Annotated in this window: 18 protein-coding genes; 6 read left to right on the top strand and 12 right to left on the bottom strand. The window is 60.6% G+C overall.

Translation table 11 applies throughout. The features are described 5' to 3' along the window. Nucleotides 1–42: 42 nt before the first annotated feature. From PMI34_RS01200 to PMI34_RS01240, 9 genes are all read right to left on the bottom strand, one after another. The gene (locus PMI34_RS01200; RefSeq protein WP_008053988.1) at nucleotides 43–1,422 is read right to left on the bottom strand and encodes a PepSY-associated TM helix domain-containing protein; all 1,380 of its coding nucleotides are present in this window, start codon (nucleotides 1,420–1,422) and stop codon (nucleotides 43–45) included. Between the two features lie 106 nt (nucleotides 1,423–1,528). Beyond that, a complete protein-coding gene (locus tag PMI34_RS01205) occupies nucleotides 1,529–3,646 on the bottom strand; it encodes a TonB-dependent copper receptor (RefSeq protein WP_008053987.1) in 2,118 nt (705 codons plus the stop codon). A gap of 192 nt (nucleotides 3,647–3,838) precedes the next feature. Next, nucleotides 3,839–4,288, bottom strand: a complete 450-nt coding sequence (locus PMI34_RS01210) for a DUF2946 domain-containing protein (RefSeq protein ID WP_008053980.1) — start codon at nucleotides 4,286–4,288, stop codon at nucleotides 3,839–3,841. A 21-nt stretch (nucleotides 4,289–4,309) separates the two neighbouring features. Next, complete coding sequence (locus PMI34_RS01215; RefSeq protein ID WP_008053978.1) at nucleotides 4,310–4,789, bottom strand: copper chaperone PCu(A)C; 480 nt, start codon at nucleotides 4,787–4,789, stop codon at nucleotides 4,310–4,312. 47 nt (nucleotides 4,790–4,836) lie between these two features. Further along, nucleotides 4,837–5,235, bottom strand: a complete 399-nt coding sequence (locus PMI34_RS28520) for a DUF2946 domain-containing protein (protein WP_081498122.1) — start codon at nucleotides 5,233–5,235, stop codon at nucleotides 4,837–4,839. Nucleotides 5,236–5,619: 384 nt separating this feature from the next. Further along, complete coding sequence (locus PMI34_RS01225; protein WP_008053975.1) at nucleotides 5,620–6,348, bottom strand: cobalt-precorrin-6A reductase; 729 nt, start codon at nucleotides 6,346–6,348, stop codon at nucleotides 5,620–5,622. Continuing rightward, complete coding sequence (locus PMI34_RS01230) at nucleotides 6,345–7,442, bottom strand: cobalt-precorrin-5B (C(1))-methyltransferase (RefSeq protein WP_008053973.1); 1,098 nt, start codon at nucleotides 7,440–7,442, stop codon at nucleotides 6,345–6,347. The genes PMI34_RS01225 and PMI34_RS01230 overlap by 4 nt, the downstream gene beginning before the upstream one ends. Continuing rightward, on the bottom strand, nucleotides 7,435–8,646 hold the full coding sequence (locus PMI34_RS01235) for a bifunctional cobalt-precorrin-7 (C(5))-methyltransferase/cobalt-precorrin-6B (C(15))-methyltransferase (RefSeq protein WP_008053972.1): 1,212 nt from the start codon (nucleotides 8,644–8,646) through the stop codon (nucleotides 7,435–7,437). Before PMI34_RS01235 ends, PMI34_RS01230 begins: the two co-directional genes overlap by 8 nt. 138 nt (nucleotides 8,647–8,784) lie before the next feature. Beyond that, a complete protein-coding gene (locus PMI34_RS01240) occupies nucleotides 8,785–9,432 on the bottom strand; it encodes a hypothetical protein (RefSeq protein WP_008053970.1) in 648 nt (215 codons plus the stop codon). Between the two features lie 300 nt (nucleotides 9,433–9,732). Here PMI34_RS01240 and cobG point away from each other — a divergent pair, with 300 nt between their 5' ends. The 6 genes from cobG (at nucleotide 9,733) to PMI34_RS01270 (ending at nucleotide 15,811) form a co-directional block, all read left to right on the top strand. Then, a complete protein-coding gene (gene cobG / locus PMI34_RS01245) occupies nucleotides 9,733–11,040 on the top strand; it encodes a precorrin-3B synthase (RefSeq protein ID WP_157222744.1) in 1,308 nt (435 codons plus the stop codon). Further along, nucleotides 11,033–11,659 (top strand): precorrin-8X methylmutase, encoded by a 627-nt coding sequence (locus PMI34_RS01250; protein WP_008053967.1) that lies wholly within the window; start codon nucleotides 11,033–11,035, stop codon nucleotides 11,657–11,659. Before cobG ends, PMI34_RS01250 begins: the two co-directional genes overlap by 8 nt. Beyond that, nucleotides 11,659–12,390 carry a precorrin-2 C(20)-methyltransferase gene (locus PMI34_RS01255; RefSeq protein ID WP_032829935.1) on the top strand — a complete coding sequence of 244 codons (732 nt, stop codon included), beginning with the start codon at nucleotides 11,659–11,661 and terminating at the stop codon, nucleotides 12,388–12,390. The genes PMI34_RS01250 and PMI34_RS01255 overlap by 1 nt, the downstream gene beginning before the upstream one ends. Next, nucleotides 12,390–14,093 (top strand): precorrin-3B C(17)-methyltransferase, encoded by a 1,704-nt coding sequence (cobJ, locus tag PMI34_RS01260; RefSeq protein WP_008053964.1) that lies wholly within the window; start codon nucleotides 12,390–12,392, stop codon nucleotides 14,091–14,093. The genes PMI34_RS01255 and cobJ overlap by 1 nt, the downstream gene beginning before the upstream one ends. Nucleotides 14,094–14,260: 167 nt before the next feature. Next, a complete protein-coding gene (locus tag PMI34_RS01265) occupies nucleotides 14,261–15,091 on the top strand; it encodes a hypothetical protein (RefSeq protein WP_238538842.1) in 831 nt (276 codons plus the stop codon). 69 nt (nucleotides 15,092–15,160) lie between these two features. Further along, nucleotides 15,161–15,811, top strand: coding sequence for a hypothetical protein (locus PMI34_RS01270; protein WP_008053962.1), 651 nt, complete (start codon nucleotides 15,161–15,163; stop codon nucleotides 15,809–15,811). Nucleotides 15,812–15,869: 58 nt separating this feature from the next. Here the strand turns inward: PMI34_RS01270 and PMI34_RS01275 are convergent, their stop codons facing one another. The 3 genes from PMI34_RS01275 to purD all read right to left on the bottom strand — a co-directional run bounded on the left by PMI34_RS01275 (nucleotide 15,870) and on the right by purD (nucleotide 20,705). Further along, on the bottom strand, nucleotides 15,870–16,466 hold the full coding sequence (locus PMI34_RS01275) for a MarC family protein (RefSeq protein WP_008053960.1): 597 nt from the start codon (nucleotides 16,464–16,466) through the stop codon (nucleotides 15,870–15,872). 65 nt (nucleotides 16,467–16,531) lie between these two features. Continuing rightward, on the bottom strand, nucleotides 16,532–19,309 hold the full coding sequence (locus PMI34_RS01280; RefSeq protein WP_008053959.1) for a hybrid sensor histidine kinase/response regulator: 2,778 nt from the start codon (nucleotides 19,307–19,309) through the stop codon (nucleotides 16,532–16,534). Between the two features lie 100 nt (nucleotides 19,310–19,409). Continuing rightward, entirely contained in the window at nucleotides 19,410–20,705 is a 1,296-nt protein-coding gene (purD, locus tag PMI34_RS01285; RefSeq protein WP_008053958.1) for a phosphoribosylamine--glycine ligase, read from the bottom strand. Between the last annotated feature and the right edge of the window lie 50 nt (nucleotides 20,706–20,755).

The following is a 20,755-nucleotide window of genomic DNA, read 5'->3' as shown; positions in this document are numbered from 1 at the left end:
GGGGAGTTTACAGCCCATTGAGCCCCGCGCATCTCAGCTGTTTCATGATGAAGATGAGGCGCTCTCAGTCTGCCGGGTAAAACGCGACAGCAGCACACGATCCAGCACCCACACCACCACCAGCGAAGCACCCACCAACGGAAAGGCTACGGCCAGGGCAAACATGATCACCATCGCGGATTTCCATTTCGGCAGATCGTGGCGCAGCGGCGGCACGCCAAGTTTTCCTTGCGGGCGACGCTTCCACCAGATCACCACGCCGCTGACGGCACTGAGCAGAATCATCAGGCAGATCAGCAACACCACGATCTGGTTGAAGGTGCCGAACATCTTGCCTTCGTGCAGCATCACGCCGATTTCCGTGGCGCGGGCGACGCTGCCGTAGTGTTCGAAACGCACGTCGGCCAGAACCTTGCCGGTGTATTGGTCGATGTGCAACGTGGCGTCATTACGCGGGTCGTCGGCGAACACCGAGATGGTGAACACGCCGGTCGCGGATTTCGGCAAAGTGATGCTGTAGCCCGGTTCGACCTTACTCTGCGTGGCGATGTCTTGTACGTCTTGCAGGCGGATCGTCGGCGCGGCCTGGCCGGTCGATGCACCGTCGTGGGCCATGTGTTCGGCATGGTCGCCGGACATCGGCATCGGCGTATTTTCCATGGCCCATGGCACGGTCTGGCGGGTCGCGGTGTTGAGGCTGCGCGCCTCGACATCGGACTTCGGTACGTCATCCCACATCGTCGCCGGAAAGACGTTCCATACCGCCGCGTACTGCTGGCCCCAGAACCCGGTCCAGGTCATGCCGCTGAGCAGCATCACCAGCAACAGGGACGCGCCCCAGAACCCGGTGACCGCGTGCAGGTCACGCCACAATACGCGCCCGCGACTGTTCAGGCGTGGCCACAAAATGCCCGCCGCCTGACCGCGCGGCCACCACAGGAAAATGCCGGAAACCACCAGCACCACCCCCCAACCAGCGGCCAGTTCGATCAGCCGATCGCCGACGGTGCCGATCATCAGCTCGCCGTGAATCGCGCGTGCGATGGCTTGCAGGTTCTTCTTGGCGTCTTGCTCGCCGAGGATGTCGCCGTGGTACGGGTCGACAAAAACGTTCAGCTCGTTGCCGTCGTTGAGCACGACAAACTGGGCGCTGCGTTCGGCATTGACCGGTGGCAGGTACTGTTTGATCGTTGCCTGGGGATACGCATCTTTTACCCGCTTGAGCAGGTCGTCGGCCGGTACGGTGTGATGACCGGCCGGTACGTTGAGCAGGCTGCTGTACATCAGCGAATCGAGTTGCGGCTTGAACAGGTAAATGGTGCCGGTCAGGGCCAGCATCACCATGAACGGCGCAACGAACAATCCGGCATAGAAATGCCAGCGCCAGGCCAGGTTGTAGAAATTCACTTTGGGTTGTTTCATCACGTGTGCTCCGCTTGGCTGGATCTTTTAGTTGTTTGTTTTGCGGTTGCTGCGCAACCGATCGCGGGCAAGCCCGCTCCCACAGAGGGAGCGGGGCCCTCAAGGGTTAGAAACTCATGTCCACTTTGGTCCAGAGCGTTCGCCCCGGTTCCTTGATGGCTTGCGGGTCATTGGCCGGGTAGCCGAAGCCGGCGTTGCCGGCCAGGTTCAAGTGCTCGGCGTAAGCCTTGCCGAACAGGTTGTCGACGCCGCTGCTGACCTTCCAGTTGCTGTTGATCCGATAGGCACCGTTGAGGGAGAACACGCCGAAGCCCGGCGTCTTGCCGAAGTCCTTGCCGACCACATTGCCCTTGTTCTGGTCGATACGGTTTTGTGCGGCGACCACTCTCCACAGTGCGCCGGCACTCCAGTTGTCTTCGCTGTAGGTCAGGCCGAAACGGGCATCCAGCGGCGGCATCTGCGGCAATGCAGAGCCATCGCTGCTGTTCTTGCCCCAGGCGTAGGCCAGGGTCGCGTCGGCTTTCCAGTGTTCAGTGAGGCTGTACGCGGCGCCCAGTTCGCCGCCCATGATTCGCGCGTCGATGTTCTCGGCTTGCGAGGTCGTGCCCATCATCGTTGGGGTGTAGTTGAACAGGATGTAATCGCGCACCTGGCCGACGTAGCCCGAGGCCCAGGCTTCGAGTGCTTCGGTCTTGTATTGCAGGCCGAAATCGAGCTGGGTGGTTTTTTCCGGTTTGATCGAATCGAAGGCATTCACCGAACCGGCGGGGCCGGATTTGGGTGAAAACAGCTCCCAGTAATCCGGGAACCGCTGGGTGTGACCGATGCCCGCGTACAAGGTGGTCGGGCTGTCGGCCAGGTCATGCTCGTAGCGGATGAAGCCACTGGGCAGGGTATCGGCGCGGGTGTCGTTGGCGGTCGGATTCGGGCGGGTCATCATGCCCGAGCCGATGGTCTGCCGATAATCCTTGGCCGAGGCGCGGTCCAGGCGTGCGCCGCTGATCAAACGGTCACGGTCGGCGGCGTACCAGGTCAGTTCGCCGAACACACCGTAGTTATGGAAGTCGGCATCCTTGGTGTACGGCAGGTCCTTGTAGGTGTCGACGCCCATGGCGCCGCGCTGGCGATGCTCGTTGGTCTGCGCGTCGATGCCGCTGATCAGTTGCGCATCTGCCCAGCGCCAGGTGGCCTTGACCCGGGCGCCGAGGGTACGGCGGTCGACGTTGGAGGCCATCGGGCCGGCCATCTTGCCGGTGCCGGACGGCGTGCGCAGGGTGTAGTTGTCCATCACGTGGTCAGCGTAGTTGTAGTAGACCTGGGCTTCGAGCTTTTCCAGTACGTCGCTGATGTTGGATTTCTCGAAGCGCAGGCCGAGGCTTTCGCGCAGGAACTGCGAACCGTCCATGCTGCGCCCGGCGTAGCGCGCCTCGCCGTCACCCTTGCCGGCGGTCAGCTCCAGCAGGGTATCGGCATCCGGGGTCCAACCGAGTGCGACGTCGCCGTTCCATTTGTCGTAGCGCGATGGGACGGTGTCGTTGTTGCCATCCTGGTAGTCGTCTGCATGTGCGGTGTTGCCGATTACCCGCACGTAGCCCAGTGACCCGCCGGCAGCAGCGTCCACCAGTTTGTCGAAGCGCCCGTTGGAGCCGGCCAGCACGCTGGCGTTGACCCGTGTGCCGAGCTCGCCGAAGTGTTCCGGCTCACGGTCGAACAGGATGGTGCCGGCCGAAGCGCCCGGTCCCCACAGCACGGTTTGCGGGCCTTTGATCACGGTGAGCTTGTCGTAGGTTTCCGGCGAAATGTAGGAGGTCGGTGCGTCCATCCGCCCAGGACAGGCGCCGAGCATCAAACCGCCGTTGGTGAGGATGTTCAGCCGCGAGCCGAACATGCCGCGCAGCACCGGGTCGCCGTTGGTGCCGCCGTTGCGCACTTGGGCGAAACCCGGAATGGTTTTCAGATAATCCGAGCCGTCGCTGGCCGGCACCGGTTGGCGCGGGTCCTTGGGGTTGGTGACGATGGTCAATGGCGAGCTGGGGGCAACGGCGGTAATCACCGTCGGGCTCAGTTCTTCAGTGTGACCGGCGTGTTCATCGGCCAGCGCGGAAGGAACCAGCAATGCACTGCACAAAATCGCAGTGGCGTGCCTGAAACGAATGCAAGACTCGTTCAGGGCAAAAGAGGCTTGGGCAGTACTCAAGCACGGGACAGCAGAAAACCTGGACATGACAACTTCCATCGAACAGTCGTAAACGACACGGCCGGCAGCCTGAAGCTGTCCCTGTGGGAGCGGGCTTGCTCGCGAAAGCGGTGTGTCAGACAACATCAACGTTGACTGACACTCCCTCTTCGCGAGCAAGCCCGCTCCCACAGGTTGCTGTGGCTGTCTTGCGGACCGTGTGAGATCGGAGGTGGGTGTTTACGCGACGGAAGGCGGGGCGCGGGTGCGGGCGCCGGGGAAGAAGGTTTGCCGGGCATGGCCCAGGCGCGGAGAGGGTGTGGTGAAGGTGTTGACGGGCGGGATGACGAAGTTGGCGAAAGACACGCCACCGGTCAGCGCCGGGCAATTGAACAACAGGCTGCAATAGCCGCACTTTTCCCACAGCACATGCTGACCCGGGGCAGGCGGGCAATGCTCGGCGGAGGTTTGCGTGCCGTGGTCGGCATGCTCCATCGCCGCCATGCTCATGTCCATGCTCATACCCGCAGGCATGCTCATCGACATGGCGCGCGAATCCATCGGCATCGACTGAGAAATCAGCGGACCGATAAAGATCATCAGCATGGCGAACAGGCTGATCCAGCTGCCGCGTGTCAGGCTCAATGCCTGACTGCGTGGCCTGGATGACCTGGCGCTAAGCGGGCGCATGGGCGTTTTCAGCTCAGGCGATTACGGCTTGTGCACGTGCGCTTGCATGGTGTCCGGCGCCTGTTTCTGTACCGCGACTTCGACCGTCACGTCACCGGACTTCTCGAAGTGCAGCGTCATGGGAAAGCGCTTTCCGTCAACCAGCAGACTGCGGTCCTTGAGGCCCAGCAACATCACGTGATAGGCCATCGGCGCGAAAGTGACCTGGCCACCGGCGGGCACCTCCACGCTCGGTACGTGCTGCATTTTCATCATGTCGCCTTGCATCACGTGCTCATGCAATTGCGCTTCGCCCGCAATCGGAGTGTCGACGCTGAGCAGGCGGTCGGCGGTCTTGCCTTCATTGTCGATCACGAAATACGCCGCAACGGTGGGCGCATTGGGCGGCAACTCCTGGGACCACGGATGAGCGATTTCCAGTACTCCGACCTTGTATTCGTGGGCATTGGCAAAGCAGGCAGGCAGCAGCAACGCAGCCAGAACGATGAGTTTGTTCAACATGGCAGTTCTCCGGAACGATTTGAAACGCAGGTCAATTGCGAAAAAAATCACACCAGAGGGGATGCGCGGGGGTTGAGACTCGGCCATTGCTGGCGCGGTGACGGGCTTTCGAGAGAAGTCGCAGGCAGGCTTCGGTTGGATTCGAAGTGCGCGAAATACAGCTGTGGCGAATGCCCCGGCAACGCCACCAATGGCGCAGAACCCGAGCAGCACCAGCAATGCTGCATGTTGGAGTGATCGTCGCTTTGCGGGGCTTTCTGTTCAAGGTCGCCGATGGAAATCGCCACCATCCTGGTGCCGCTGGAGCTGCAGAAACTGCCCCACAACAACTGCTCGGCCGGTGACTTCACCGTTTGCGCCATCGCTCCGGACATCGGCATGGCGAGCAAATTGAACAGCACTGCGAAGCAGGCTATCCAGGCAATTGCGAGCCGATGTCGGGACATGGGACAAAATCCGTTTGAGTGGGCGATCAGGCGCGGGCTATTTAGCCTGATCAGGGCCGATAAGTAAAAAGGCGGCGTGCGGTTTGGTGTCGCAGCGCGTTGCGTTCATTGATTTCATCATAGCCGCGAATTCCAGAATGCCAGCACCGCTTAAACATTGTTCAGAATCTCAAGAGAGTCAGTCGTTCCTTAAAGGTTTGTATGTAAAGTCTGAGTGACTGGCAGGTTCCAGCCTTTGCGTCACCCCTGGTGGCGCTTCGCGGCAAGCCCGCTCCCACAGGTTTCTTTGTCTAACCCTGGATTTGTGCTCAGTGAGGTCCACTGTGGGAGCGGGCTTGCTCCGGGCGGTGATCCGACGAAGGCGTCCTGACGTGTTCGCAAAAATCAGATCAATTGCTGCTCTGCCATTACCTGCAGTATCTCGGCCACCGCCGCAAACTCTCGCTCAACCCCAGGCAACACCGGGCGTTTCAAAACAATCACCGGCACCCCACGCTCACGCGCCACTTCCAGCTTCGGTTCAGTCGCCGTGCTGCCGCTGTTCTTGCTGATCAATACGTCGATGTTTCGCCGCTCGAACAACGCACGTTCATCGTCGATCAGGAAGGGCCCACGCGCGCCGATCACTTCGCAGCGCTCGTTGCCCGGATAGACGTCCAGCGCGCGCAGGGTCCAGAATTGCTCCGCAGGAATTTCATCCAGGTGTTGCAGGGGCTCGCGACCGAGGGTGAACAGTGGTCGACGGAAGGGCTTCAGGGCTTCGATAAGTTCGGCCCAATCGCTGACTTCCCGCCAGTCATCACCTGCCTGGGCTTGCCAGGCCGGACGCCGTAGCGCCCAGCAGGGGATGCCGCTCAAGCGCGCTGCGGTCGCGGCGTTCTGGCTGATCCGGGCGGCGTAGGGGTGAGTGGCGTCGAGCAGCAGATCGATGCCTTCATCGCCAATGAATTGCGCCAGGCCTTCGGCGCCGCCGTAGCCACCGACGCGAACCTGGCATTGCAGATCCGTTGGTATCCGACCGACACCGGCCAGGCTGTAGATATGTTGCGGTCCCAGCGTGCGGGCAATGGCGAGGGCTTCGGTCACGCCGCCGAGCAACAGAATGCGCTTCATTGAAAAGCTCCCGCATGGCCAACAATCCCGCCCTGGCGATCGATGGCGAAGACTTCCACCTGAACCTGCGCCGGTACCACGCTGCGGGCAAAGTCCAGGGCGTGCCGGCAGACTGCATCACCCAGGGCGACTCCGGCCGCGGCGGCCATGGCCAGTGCCTGCTGGCTGGTGTTGGCTTCGCGGATGCTCTGCTGCAACGCTGCATCGGCGCCGACCTGCGCCGCCCATAACGCCAGTTGCGGCAGGTCAATGCTCGAATGACGACTGTGCAAATCCATATGCCCGGCCGCCAGTTTGCTGATCTTGCCGAAACCACCGCACAGGCTGAGTTTATCCACCGGTACCTTGCGCAGGTGCTTGAGCACGGCACCAACGAAGTCGCCCATTTCGATCAGGGCGATTTCCGGCAGGTTGTAGACCCGGCGCATGGTGTCTTCGCTGGCGTTGCCGGTGCAGGCGGCGATGTGCAGGTAACCGTTGGTTTTCGCCACGTCGATGCCCTGGTGGATCGAGGCGATGTAGGCCGCACAGGAAAACGGCCGGACGATGCCGCTGGTGCCGAGGATCGACAGACCGCCAAGAATGCCCAGGCGCGGGTTCATGGTTTTGAGTGCCAGCGCCTCGCCGTTCTCGACATTGACCGTGACCTCGAAACCGCCGCCGTAGCCGAGTTCGTCGGCCAGTCGGGTCAGGTGTTCGCTGATCATTTTGCGTGGCACCGGGTTGATCGCGGGCTCGCCGACACCCAGCACCAGCCCGGGCCGGGTCACTGTGCCGACGCCGCGACCAGCCTTGAAGCGAGTCCCCGGTTCGCTGCTCAGGCGCACCTGGGAGTAGAGCAGGGCGCCATGGGTCACGTCCGGATCGTCACCGGCGTCCTTGAGGGTTCCCGCTTCGGCGCCATCCTCGGTGAGGCGGCAGAACTCCAGGCGCATCTGCACTTGCTTGCCTTTGGGCAACACGATTTCCACCGCATCGGCCGTCGTGCCAGCCAGGAGTAGGCGCGCGGCGGCGAGGCTGGTGGCCGTGGCACAACTGCCGGTGGTCAGGCCGCTGCGCAGGGGGGCGGGTTGTTCGGCGGTTTCGTCACGCATCGAAGGGTTTCGTCACGTCCAGCAAGGTAATCGGCAAGGCTTGGCGCCAGGTGTCGAAGTCGCCCAGCGGTTGTGCCTGGGCGATATGAATGCGGGTCAACTCCCCGCCGTGTTGCTCGCGCCAGGCCATCAGGGTCATTTCACTTTGCAGGGTGACTGCGTTGGCGATCAGCCGGCCACCGGGTTTGAGTTCGGCCCAGCAGGTATCGAGCACGCCTTCGCGGGTAACGCCGCCACCGATGAAAATCGCATCCGGCCGCTCCAGCCCAGCCAGGGCCTGTGGTGCGCTGCCACGAACCAGTTGCAGGCCGGGAACGCCGAGGGCATCGCGGTTGTGTTCGATCAACGCTTGTCGACCCGTATCCGCCTCGATGGCCAGTGCTCGGCAACCGGGGTGAGCGCGCATCCATTCGATGCCGATCGAACCGCTGCCGGCGCCGACGTCCCACAGCAGTTCGCCGGGGATCGGGGCCAGGCGCGCGAGGGTGATGGCGCGTACATCGCGTTTGGTCAGTTGGCCGTCGTGCTGGAAGGCCGAGTCCGGCAGGCCGGCCAGTCGCGACAGGCGCAGTGTGTTCGGCTCGGCGATGCACTCGATGGCGATCAGGTTCAGGTCGGCGATCGGCGAATCGTTCCAGTCGCTGGCGATACCGTCGATACGCCGCTCGGTTTCGCCGCCCAGGTGTTCCAGCACGGTGAGCCGGCTGGGGCCGAAGCCACGTTCACGCAGCAGGGCGGCGATGGCGACGGGGCTGCGGCCGTCGTTGCTCAATACCAGCAAGCGCACGCCGCTGGACAGGTGGGCATTGAGTGCGGCGACCGGCCGGGCCACCACCGAAAGGGTGACCACCTCCTGCAAGGGCCAACCCATTCGCGCAGCGGCGAGCGAGCAGGAGGAGGGGGCGGGAAGCGTCAGCATTTCGCTGGCAGGGAGTTGTCGGGCAAGGCTGGCGCCGACGCCATAGAACATTGGATCGCCGCTGGCCAGGACGCAGACGGGCTCGCCACGTCTGGTCAGGACCGGTTCGAGGGAAAAAGGACTTGGCCATAATTGCCGTTCGCCACGGATGCAGGATGGCAGCAGATCCAGTTGTCGTTGACCGCCAATGATCCGCGAAGCCTTCAGCAGAGCATGTCGGGCATTTTTTCCAAGCCCCTTGAAGCCTTCCTCTCCGATGCCTACTACTGTCAGCCAGGGGGTCATGCCGTTCCTCTTCTATCAATCGAAGCCAAATCATCACGCAGCCGATCCGTGTCGACCCGTGCGGTTGTGCATCATAGCGCGGTGTGGGTTGTATTCGCCTGTCGCCAGTGTCTGTAAATGTGCTCAGGGCTTATCCGGTTAACGGTTCTTTTTCAGGTCAAATCTCTTCATTCTGATTTCGAGCCGCTTGCGTTCCATGAGTGGTCTTTTGCTTTCGAGTATGTTTTTGTCCAGTTTAAGATAGGCGCGTTGCTGGATGATTTTTGCAGCGTGGTCTTCCATGTTGAAAAATAGAAAGTCACTTTTTTTGATTGTAGTAACTAATTCAAGATTAAATATTGCGATTTCAAGAAACCCCTTTGAATCGTAGCGCGTGGGTATTACTTGAAAGCGCGCTCCCAGGGAACTTTGTTGATCCAGTGAAAGAAGCGCCGGCTGGTTGGGTTTCAGTGCGTCGAGCGTGTCAATCATGGCATTTCCTTGCTGGCTATCCGGCATGCTTTGAGCACTTTGGACCAAGAACTCGGCAATGCTTTTCGAGACAGAGTGTTTAGTGCGGGTGAAGATGGCATCCTGATAGACCGACCAACCGAAAAAATTCAATGTCGTTATGTATTCATTCAGCCAGGTTGTCGAGTCCGCGAAGCGGCTGCCGACCATGTCTGCAGACTGGGTGGCTATCTGTGTGCAATGGGCGAAGTCGTCGTAATCTTGCAGTGAAAGTTCTTCGGTGCACGAAACAAGATTGTGGGCCGTCAGTATTCCATTCGGTTTTTCAATGTTCATTTTTTTCCTTTGATGTAGCTGATTTTTTTGCTGTTGTTTTTCTTCGGGTTGCGGTGAAAAGTACAAGAGTTAGTGTGTGGTTTAAATAATTCGGGTTGGTTGAATTGATTCTTGCTGTTAGCTTTTTTCGCTGAGTGTTCAACTAGAACTTGCGATGGCGGTCAGGCTTGAAGCGAAAAACCTGGGGCCGGGATCACGCGCTTTTCGTCGTCAACCCGCCAGGGTTTTTCATCAGGCCGGGCAAAGCAGGCATAATGCTGTCCTTCGTCTTGTACCGGTCGTCCTGTGAAGTCACGTCAGATACCCAACCGCTTGCGCCCTTCCGCCTGTCCCGGGTTGTTGCGTGTCGTCCAGGCATTGGACGGTGGTATTTGCCGGATCAAACTCGACGGTGGCGCCATCCGTGCGCACCAGGCAATCGCTGTGGCCGATGCCGCCGAGCGATATGCCAGCGCAGCGATCGAGGCGACCAACCGGGCCAACCTGCAGATCCGCGGCATCGGCAACGAGCAAGCGGCGTTGATCGACAGCCTGCTGGCCGCCGATCTGGGGCCGCGAACGGCGGCTGGCGATGATGTGCGCAACCTGATGCTCAGCCCCGGCGCCGGGATCGATCGGCGCATGCTGTTCGACACTCGCCCGCTTGCAGGACAGATCCTCGCCACACTGCAAAGCCACGAAGCGTTCCACGACCTCAGTGCGAAATTCGCCGTGCAACTCGATGGCGGTGAAGACCTGGCGATGCTCGAACATCCCCATGACCTTTGGCTCTCGGCGTTTGAGCAAGATGGCGAGCGACGGTTGGCGTTCGGTCTGGCGGGATGCCCGACGGACAGCCCCGTCGGTTCGGTTGCACTGGCTGACGGGCACGCGCTGGTGGTTGCGGTCCTTGAGTTATTTCTTGAACTGGCGCGCCCCGAGCAGACGCGGATGCGTCATTTGCTGGTCGGGTATTCGGTCGAGGACGTTGTGCTTCGGTTGGCTGAGCGTGTATCGATCCAGGCTGTTGTCGGTTGGCAGCGGGTTTCGGGCTCCAGTGACATGCACATTGGCGCCCATCCCCAGGCCGAGCCCGGAGTTGTCTATGTGGGGGCTGTGCCGCCGCTGGGGCGACTCGATCCGGCGATGCTGCGGGGCGTGGCGCAACTGTCACGGGAGTTCGGTGATGCCAGTCTGCGCTTCACACCCTGGCAAAGCCTGCTGTTGCCCAATGTCCACACGAACAATGCCGCCGACGTCATGGGGCGTTTGCAACGCTTGGGTTTGGCGTGTGAAGCCGATCAGCCATTGTCCCGGCTGGTCGCCTGCACCGGTTCCAGCGGTTGCGCCAAAGGCCTGGCCGAGACCAAGGGCGATGCCCTGCAATTGGCCGCGTTGCTGCACCGCCACGGACCGGCGCCGAACATACACCTGAGCGGTTGCCCGCGTTCCTGCGCCGCCGCGCATATCGCACCCGTCACCTTGCTGGCCGTCGCCCCCGGTCACTACGATCTATATTTTCGCGATGCAGCGCAGCCGGGTTTCGGCGCGCTGCACGCACGCAACCTTACTATTGAAGCGGTCGCGGCCTTGCTCGACGCCCGCTCACGGAGCCCCCTTGATGCTTGATTACATCCGCGACGGTCAGGAGATCTATCGCAACTCCTTCGCGATCATTCGCGCCGAGGCCAACCTCGACCGAATCCCGGCCGATCTGGAGAAACTCGCAGTCCGTGTGATTCACGCCTGCGGCATGGTCGAGGCCATCGACGGTTTGCAGTTTTCCGAAGGGGCGGGCAAGGCCGGGCGTGATGCGCTGGCGGCCGGCGCGCCGATTTTGTGCGATGCGCGAATGGTCTCCGAAGGCGTGACCCGCGCGCGGTTGCCGGCGAACAATTCGGTGATCTGCACCTTGCGCGACGAAAGCGTTCCGGAACTGGCCCGTGAGTTGGGCAACACCCGCTCAGCCGCTGCGCTGGAACTGTGGCGTCCCCATCTGGAAGGTAGCGTGGTAGTCATCGGCAACGCCCCGACGGCACTGTTTTACCTGCTGGAAATGCTCGACGCCGGTGCGCCGAAACCGGCGCTGATCCTCGGGTTCCCTGTAGGTTTCGTCGGCGCCGCCGAATCCAAGGCCGCGCTGGCTGCTGACAGCCGTGGCGTGCCTTTTGTCATCATGCAGGGACGCCTGGGCGGTAGCGCCATGGCTGCCGCTGCCGTCAATGCCCTCGCTACGGAGATCGAATGATGCAGCAACCTGGACGTTTGATCGGCCTCGGTGTCGGCCCCGGTGATCCGGAACTGATTACCGTCAAGGCCCTGCGTTTGCTGCGCGAATCCCCGGTGGTGGCGTACTTCGTGGCCAAGGGCAAGAAAGGCAACGCCTTCGGCATCATCGAGGCGCATCTGCAGCAAGCACAGAATCTGCTGCCGCTGGTGTACCCGGTGACCACCGAAGCCTTGCCGGCACCGTTGTCCTACGAGCAAGTGATCAGCGACTTCTACGATGACGCTGCCGATGAGCTGGCGATGCATCTCGATGCCGGTCGCGATGTGGCGGTGATCTGCGAAGGCGATCCGTTCTTCTACGGCTCCTACATGTACCTGCACGACCGGCTCGCCGAGCGTTATCAGGCCGAAGTCGTGCCGGGTGTGTGCTCGATGCTCGGCGGTGCCTCGGTGCTCGGTGCGCCGCTGGTGTATCGCAATCAGAGTCTGTCGGTGTTGTCCGGTGTGCTGCCGCACGACGAGCTCAAGCGTCGCCTGGCCGATGCGGATGCGGCGGTGATCATGAAACTGGGACGCAACTTTCCCAAGGTCCGCCAGGTGCTGGAAGAGCTCGGCCTGGCCGAGCGTGCGCTGTACGTCGAACGCGCAACCATGGCCAATCAGAAAATCGTGCCGCTGGATCAGGTCGAGCCGATGTCTTCGCCGTACTTCTCGTTGATCATCGTTCCCGGTGAAAGGTGGCAAGGCTGATGACCCGTCCAGTTCCGGCGATTGTCATTCTCGGCAATGGCAGCCTTGCGACCGCACAGAAAATTCAGCAGTTTTATCCGGGTGCGTTGATCCACGGCCTGACCGGGCGGGTTGAGGGCGCTGACCGCGTCTACCGTGAATTCGGTGCGACCCTGCGTGAGCTTTATCAGCAGGACACGCCGATCATAGCCTTGTGCGCAGCCGGGATCGTGATCCGCACGCTGGCGCCGTTGCTGCTGGAAAAAGGCGCCGAGCCGCCAGTGCTGGCCGTGGCCGAAGACGGCAGCGCGGTGGTGCCTCTGCTTGGTGGTCTTGGCGGCGTGAATGTGATGGCGCGGGAGATTGCCAGCGCGCTTGAAGTCTCTGCAGCGATCACCACCAGCGGTGAGTTGCGTTTCGGCACTTGCCTGCTCAACCCGCCCAGCGGTTATGCCCTTGGCGACCTGGAACTGGGCAAGCGTTTCGTTTCCGATTTGCTCGCCGGTGAAACGGTGCGCATTGAGGGTGAGGCCCCGTGGCTGGCGCAGGCGCAGTTGCCCGAAGATGCACAGGCCCGATTGGCGGTGCATGTCGGTCATGCCGAGCGCGCACCAGCCGCCAACGAATTACTGATCTATCCGCGCAACGTGGTGGTCGCCGTCAGTGCCAGCGTGACCAACGTAGCGACGGCGGTTCGCGAGGCGTTGCATCAGGCAAAAGTCGCTGTGCAGTCGCTGGCTTGTCTGTTGGCCGCCGACACCGAAATGGCCAACCCGGCGCTGCGTGAAGCGGCGCTGGAACTGGGTGTGCCGTTGCGTTTTGCCAGTGCCGAGGCAGGTATCGGTGAGCGACTGCGCGCCGCCATCGGTCAGCCTGTTTTTATCCTGGGTAACGACACCGTTGCCATTGCGGTAGCCGGGCAACCAGTGGGCCCGTTGCAGATTGGCCGTCCACGCGGACGCCTGGCCGTGATCGGTCTGGGGCCGGGTGCCGCCGAACTGATGGTGCCGGCCGTGAAGGCGGAACTGGCCCGCGCAACCGACGTGCTGGGTTACGAAACTTACGTGCGCATGGCCGGACCGTTTCGTGCCGATCAAGTGCTGCATTGCACCGACAACCGCGAAGAGATGCAACGCGCCCGTCACGCTTTCGAATTGGCGGCCCAAGGTCGTTCGGTGGTGGTGGTTTCGTCTGGCGACCCGGGTGTTTTCGCCATGGCCGCTGCAGTGCTGGAGGCGCTTCACGAATCCAGCGACGCCCATTGGCATAATGTCGATCTCGAGATTTTGCCCGGGGTTTCCGCCTCGCTGGCGACGGCCGCCCAGGCCGGTGCACCGTTGGGGCATGACTTCTGTGTGCTGTCGCTGTCGGACAACCTCAAGCCCTGGGCAATCATCGAGAAACGCCTGGACCTTGCCGCTCAAGCCGATCTGGCCCTGGCCTTCTACAACCCGATCTCGCGTTCTCGCCCGTGGCAACTGGGGCAGGCGCTCGATATCGTCGCCCGGCACCGCGTGCCTGAGACCCCTGTGGTGCTGGGCCGGGATATCGGGCGTCCGGGCCAGACGCTGCGGGTCACCACCCTTGGCCAATTGACGCCTGATCAGGTCGATATGCGCACCATGGTATTGATCGGTTCTTCGACTACCTGTGTATTCCCTCGCGCCGAAAATGGAGTTTGGGTCTATACACCGCGTTGGTATGGGAGCAAGCCCGGTTCTTGAATGAGTGCGGCCTCTAATAAGAGGCCGCTATTTCACGCTTTAACTATGCCGGCTTCAATACGGGTCGTTACGGTCTGGTAATTATTGGCATAAGTTAAATCTTATATTCGGGTTGATGGTTATTCTTGTATGTCTTAGTTTTGGTTTGCGCCGCATGGAGCGGCAGATTGTTAACCAAGGAACTTGATATGCAAAACTCGAACATTAATGACGCGGCACAATTGCCTTTTGATGTTGCCGCGCAAGATAAATACTTCAAACAGATCGAAGCTCAACTCGCTGCCGTGCCTGCACGTCCACGGGCCAGGAGCCTGGCTGCAACGGTGAGCGTTTCAGCCATTCGCACCGCTCAGGATCATGATGCTTCGGTGGTAGGTCCGTCGCTTGTAGTGTTCGAGGAAAAACTTTCCGAAGACGACAAGCAAGATGCCCTGGACAGCCAGTCCTTTGCCGAAGCGGTGGTTCGCAAGCTACCCGCCAACAGTACGCAAGAGCAACGCTACGCCGCCTATAACGAGGCACTGACCGCAATCGGCTGGGTGACGGAAAGCTATACGCGTAAAAAGTACGATTCCAAAACGCTGACATTGACCATGAATGACGCGCTGCTGCAGATCCTTCAAACCGTTATCAGTGCCGGCTCCGGCAATGTGTTGAGCCTGGTGGCTGCCGGTTTCGAAAAGCTCAAGGGTGACAAGGAAGCGTTGAAGATCGTCGATTCCGGAAGCAAGAACAGTGAGCTTGTCAGCTTCAAAACTGTCCCTTGCGTCGTTGCGCCGGGTGGCGGCATGGCGATGGTCATGGGCGGGCTGGATGTGTACAGCAAGAACTACAACGGCAACTTTCTGTTTATCACTATCAATACTGAGGGTGTGCAGCTTTTTCAAGCGGCAGGTATTCGAAAGTTCAATAGGCGCGCTTTCGATCGCAAACGTCAGCAGGTTTACAGTTATATCGATAAGTTTGGTGATGATTTATTTAAAAAGTTGACGAGCTAATAAGCTCGTAAGGGAGTTGGTCAATGCAAACTGCTGATTGTCCAGGTTCTGGTTGGTGGGGGTTGCAATATGCCGGATCTTGCTGATGCGATTGTAGTGGGGGGCTGTCTGCTGTCCTTTGCAGGCAAGGTGCGCTTGCAGGATCAGCAAGACATACAGGACTGCTTGCTGTACGCAGAACTGGCGACAAATGATAAGTACCCTGGGCAAGTATCGAAGAAGGTCTGGTTCGATTATTACCAAGGCCGTTTGCTCAAAGCCGGCTTTACCTTGAAAACCATTGTTCCGTCCGAACCTTTCAGGGTGTCGAATGTTCGCCAGCTGCTGAACATCAACCATACCGTGATTGGTCATTTGGGTTCGGAACGCTTGGGACAACTCGTCAAGGAAACCTACAGAGCATTGCAGCTCGACGAATTCGCCTGGGAGTTTTTCCGTGGCAATGTCATGCAGGGTGGTTTGGGTATTCTCAAGTGCGCACCTTGCGAACGCCTCGATTCGGGTGAAACGGTGGTCTGCCTTTACGGGATGCGCTACGACACCACTGTTATCGAGCAGGACTTCTTTTTCTGGAGCGAGTTTGACAAAGAAGTGGTCATCATCCCCGATGGCGGGGTGTTTGCTTTTGATCCCGAGGTGTTTGAAAACTATCGAGCGCGAGTACACGAAAAGATAGATAAGTATTCGGACAAGCTTCTCGTGCGCAAGCTAACGCTTTGAGCCGTTCGCAAAACGAAAAAGAAAAGGCCTTGTTGTGAGCAACAAGGCCTTTTTTCGGTCAAGGCACAAGGTATCCCTTCACCCCGGTAAAGATGATCTGTGCCGCCAGTGCGCACACAAACAACCCCATCAACCGGCTGACGATCTGTAATCCCTGATCACCGAGAATGCGCTCGATACGACCGGACAAAAACAGCACCACGCCCACGGTAAAACTGGCCAGGGCAATGCTGACAATGGCCGTGAGCTTGTCGTCCCAGTGCGGCTGGCTCACGCCCATCACCAGCAACGCACCGATGGTGCCGGGGCCGACGGTCAGCGGAATGGTCAGCGGGACGATGGTCACATCCTGCTGCACGTTGTCGGTCTGTACCGCCGATTTTCCTTGTGCCATGCCCAGCGCCGAGATGAACAGCACACTGCCGGCACCGATACGAAAGGCATCCACGGTAATGCCGAAAACACTGAAAATCACTCGGCCGAACAGATACAGCAGCACACTGGAGACCAGGGTGGCGACCGCTACTTTCCAGGCCAGCCGACGCTGTTCCTTGCGTGAATAACCACGGGTCAGGCTGATGAAGCAGGACAACACGAAGAATGGGCTGTAGAGCACCAGCATCTTCAGATAAACGCTGAACAACACATGGAGCATGGTGCCGGGCTCACTGGCAAGGGAAGTCGGGAGGGAGTCTATCAGGGGTTGCGAAGTCTGTCGGCTCAGGACGTTTGGGTTGTCGTGCGATTGTGCAGGTCACGCTGGGCGACCCAGTGCTCGATCAGTTCGCGCAGCTGCGACAGTTCCACCGGCTTGGCCATGTGTCCGTCCATGCCGGCCTGGCGCGCACGCTCCTTGTGTTCGGCAAGGATATGGGCGGTCAACGCCACCACAGGGGTGCGAACCCGCTGGTTGCCGACCTCCCAGGCGCGCAATTGCTGGGTGGCCGAGAAGCCGTCGAGGATCGGCATTTCGCAGTCCATCAGCACCAGATCGTAACGCTGGGCTTTCATCGCCTGCAGGGCTTCTTCGCCATTGCAGGCGGTATCCGGTTGCAGATTGAGCTTGCTCAGCATGCCGCGGATCACCTTGGTCGAGATGCTGTTGTCTTCAGCCACCAGAATGCGGAAGTCGCAAGGGACCTTGACCGGCAGCGTCGGGCCGATTGGCACGGGTTGGGTCGCGACGAGCCCTTTGTTGCGCTGGGTCAGTTCGTCCGCCAGGGTGGTCTTGAGGGTGTAGCCGGCAACCGGCTTGGCGAGGATGCGCTTGATCCCGGAGTTGCGCGCGATGATCTTGCTCGGTGCATTGCTGATGCCTGTGAGCATGATCAGCAGGATGTCATGGTTCAGGCTCGGGTCTTCCTTGATCTTGGCCGCCAGTTGCATGCCGGTCATGCCGGGCATGTTCTGGTCCAGCAGGACCACATCGAAGTAATCGCGCAAATGCGCCTTGGTGCGCAGCAGGGCCAGCGCTTCCTTGCCGGAAGGTGCGGCGCTGACGTTCAGGCCCCAGGCGCTGCATTGCTGCACCAGGACCTTGCGACAGGTCTCATTGTCGTCCACCACCAATACCCGCGCACCTTGCAGCGGGCCGTCGAGGTCGGAGGTCGGATGTTCGAGGCGATCCGGGTCCAGCGGCAGGGTCAGCCACAGGGTGCTGCCCTGGTTGCTGCCGCTCTTGATCCCGAATTCCCCCTGCATCAAGCGGATCAGCTGGCGGGCAATCACCAGCCCCAGGTTGCCGCCCAACTGGGTGGCGGAAAGAAAATGCCGGCTGTGCAGTTCGGCGTGCATCAGGGCGTCGCGTTCTTCGGCGTCCATGGGCTCGCCGCTGTCCTGCACGGCGATACGCAGGCGTGGTTTGGTGTTGCGCTCGTCGAGCGCCACGACGATCAGGATTTCGCCTTCGTCGGTTTTTTTCAGGGCGTTTTCAAGCAGGCTCAACAGCGTCTGGCGCAGGCGTGTCGGGTCACCGCTGATCACCCGTGGCACTTGCGGCTGGATGAAGCTGATCAACTCGACGTTTTGCTGCTCGGCCTTGGCGCGGAAGATGTTCAGGCAGTCTTCGATCAGCGCGTTGAGGTCGAACTGCACATCGTCCAGTTCGATCTGTCCGGACTCGAGTTTGGAAATGTCGAGAATTTCGTTGATCAGCGTCAGCAGTTCGTTGCCGGCGCTGTGGATCGTCTGCACGTAGTCGCGTTGCTTGACCGAAAGCGGGGTGCCCAGCAGCAGTTCGGTCATGCCGAGGACACCGTTCATAGGGGTGCGAATCTCATGGCTGATCTTCGCCAGGAACTCGGCCTTGGCGTTGATCTCGGCGTTGCTGGCCGCCAGGTCACGACTGATGCTGAAGCGGTCTTCGGTGATGCGGCGCTGGCGCTCGCTCAGCGCAATGCTCATCAGCAGGCCGCTGATGCAGATGAAGACCAGCAAGGTAGTGATCAGGCCATGGGGTTCGACCAGGGTCAGCCCCAGCAGGGCGGGCAGGATGACCAGGGTCCCGAGGTTGAATACCACCATCGCCGCCACGAAGAGGCGGGCCGGGCGATAACCTTTTTGCCAGTGATAGGCGCTGATGAACAGCATCGTCAGGCCCGCCAGGGCGACCAGGCCGTAGGTAATGAAGTTCAGCGGCAAGGTATTGACGAACAGCAGCATCAGGCCGCAGGCGGTGATGAGCAGGATCTCGCCAAGCAGCAACCGGTTCAGCGGATGTGGCCCGAGTGGGGCGAAGAAGCGATAGGCAAGCATCAGGCCGCAGGGCGCAGTCATTATCAATGCCAGGTAAGCCCCTGGCGTTTGCAGTGCATGCCAGTCCGGCAGCCAGGGTCCGGCGAGGTTCAGCAACAACAGCAGGCTGAGCATCAACAACCCTTCACACGTCGCCAGCCAGAGGGCGCTGCGCGAGCGGGTGTAGGCGTAGCGGATGAGGTTGTGCAGGATCAGCATGGCGATGCAGCCGAACAGCAGGCCATAGATCAGCGTCTGGTTCTGGTTGGCGGCCGAGAGAATCGCCGATTGCAGGGTGATATAGGGCCGTAACTGGTGGTCGGAGGCCAGTCGCAGGTATACGTCGAGAGGGCTGTCGCTTTGCGGCAGGGCCAGCATGAAGTCGCTGCTGGGCAATGGTCGCTCGGATTGGGGGCGTTCGTTGCCCGTGCTGGATTGATCGATCAGCTTGTCGCCGTCCAGTACGTACATGTTGAACTGGCGCAGGTCAGGCGCAAACACGCGCAGCAATTGTTCGTGTTTGCCCGGTGCAAGCCTGAATCGCAACCATAGCGCGCCATCGGGTTCGGCCGCGGTAATGCGGTCGAGTTCGATAGGGCTGAATTGGTTGGTGTAGCGTGCGGAACGGATGTCGCTCAGCTGCAGGTCGCCCTGTTCGTCGAGCAATACCGCCCAGCCACTGCCTTGCGCGGCCTGGGCCGGTAGCATGCAGAGCAAGGTCAGCAAAGTGACGGTCAAGCTTATGGCAATCCTGAGCCAGCGCACGGCGAAATCCCTTCGTTAGGTTGATGCCAGAATATAACGATGCGCGGCGCCGGAATAGCCAGGCAATAAACGGTGTTCATTGCCTGGCGCGGTGTTTACCTTATTCCTGACTCTCGCCGCGCTCGCGGGCAATGGCGCGATAGCCAATGTCCTTGCGATAGAAACAGCCTTCCCAGTCAATCGTAGCCGCCAGCCTGTAGGCCTGCTGCTGCGCAGCATCGACGCTGGCACCCATGGCGGTGGCGCACAACACCCGACCACCGGCCGTCACCACTTGACCATCCTTGAGCGCGGTGCCGGCGTGGAAAACCTTGCCTTCCAGCGCGGCGGCTGCATCCAGCCCCTTGATGACCACGCCTTTGGCGTAGTCACCAGGATAGCCGCCAGCGGCCAGGACGATTCCGACGCTCGGACGTGGATCCCATTGTGCTTCTACTTTGTCCAGCGCCTGGGCCAGGGCGGCCTCGACCAGCAGCACCAGGCTCGACTGCAGGCGCAGCATCACCGGTTGGGTCTCAGGGTCGCCGAAGCGGCAGTTGAATTCGATGACTTTTGGATTACCAGCCTTGTCGATCATCAGGCCGGCATACAGGAAACCAGTGTAGACGTTGCCTTCCTCGGCCATGCCGCGCACGGTCGGCCAGATCACCAGGTCCATCACGCGCTTGTGCACTTCGGCGGTGACCACTGGCGCCGGGGAGTAAGCACCCATGCCGCCGGTGTTCGGACCGGTGTCGCCGTCGCCGACGCGTTTGTGATCCTGGCTGGTGGCCATCGGCAGCACGTTCTTGCCGTCGACCATGACGATGAAGCTGGCTTCTTCGCCGTCCAGGAACTCTTCGATGACCACGCGCGAACCCGCATCGCCAAAGGCATTGCCCGCCAGCATGTCGCGCACGGCGTCTTCGGCTTCGGCCAGGGTCATGGCGACGATCACGCCTTTACCGGCGGCCAGGCCGTCGGCCTTGATCACGATCGGAGCGCCTTTTTCACGCAGGTAAGCCAGGGCCGGCTCGATTTCGGTGAAGTTCTGGTAGTCGGCAGTCGGGATCTTGTGGCGCGCCAGGAAGTCCTTGGTGAAGGCTTTCGAACCTTCCAGTTGGGCGGCGCCAGCGGTCGGACCGAAGCAGTCCAGGCCACGGGAGCGGAACAGGTCAACGACACCGGCAACCAGTGGCACTTCTGGGCCAACGATGGTCAGGGAAACGTTTTTCTCGGCAAAGTCTGCCAGTTGCTCAAGCGCCAGTACGTCGATGGCGACGTTCTCGCACTTGGCTTCGATGGCCGTACCGGCGTTGCCCGGAGCCACGAAAACCTTCTGTACGCGCGGATCCTGAGCCACTTTCCAGGCCAGGGCGTGTTCACGGCCACCGCTGCCAATGATCAAAACATTCATTTCAAAAACCTCGGATGACGCTAATTCTTGATAGCACCGCTGGGATGCTC

This window comes from Pseudomonas sp. GM74 (assembly GCF_000282455.1).
Taxonomy (GTDB): domain Bacteria; phylum Pseudomonadota; class Gammaproteobacteria; order Pseudomonadales; family Pseudomonadaceae; genus Aquipseudomonas.
The sequence above is the reverse complement of the archived record's forward strand: the minus strand, read 5'-3'. Positions and strand labels throughout refer to the sequence as shown.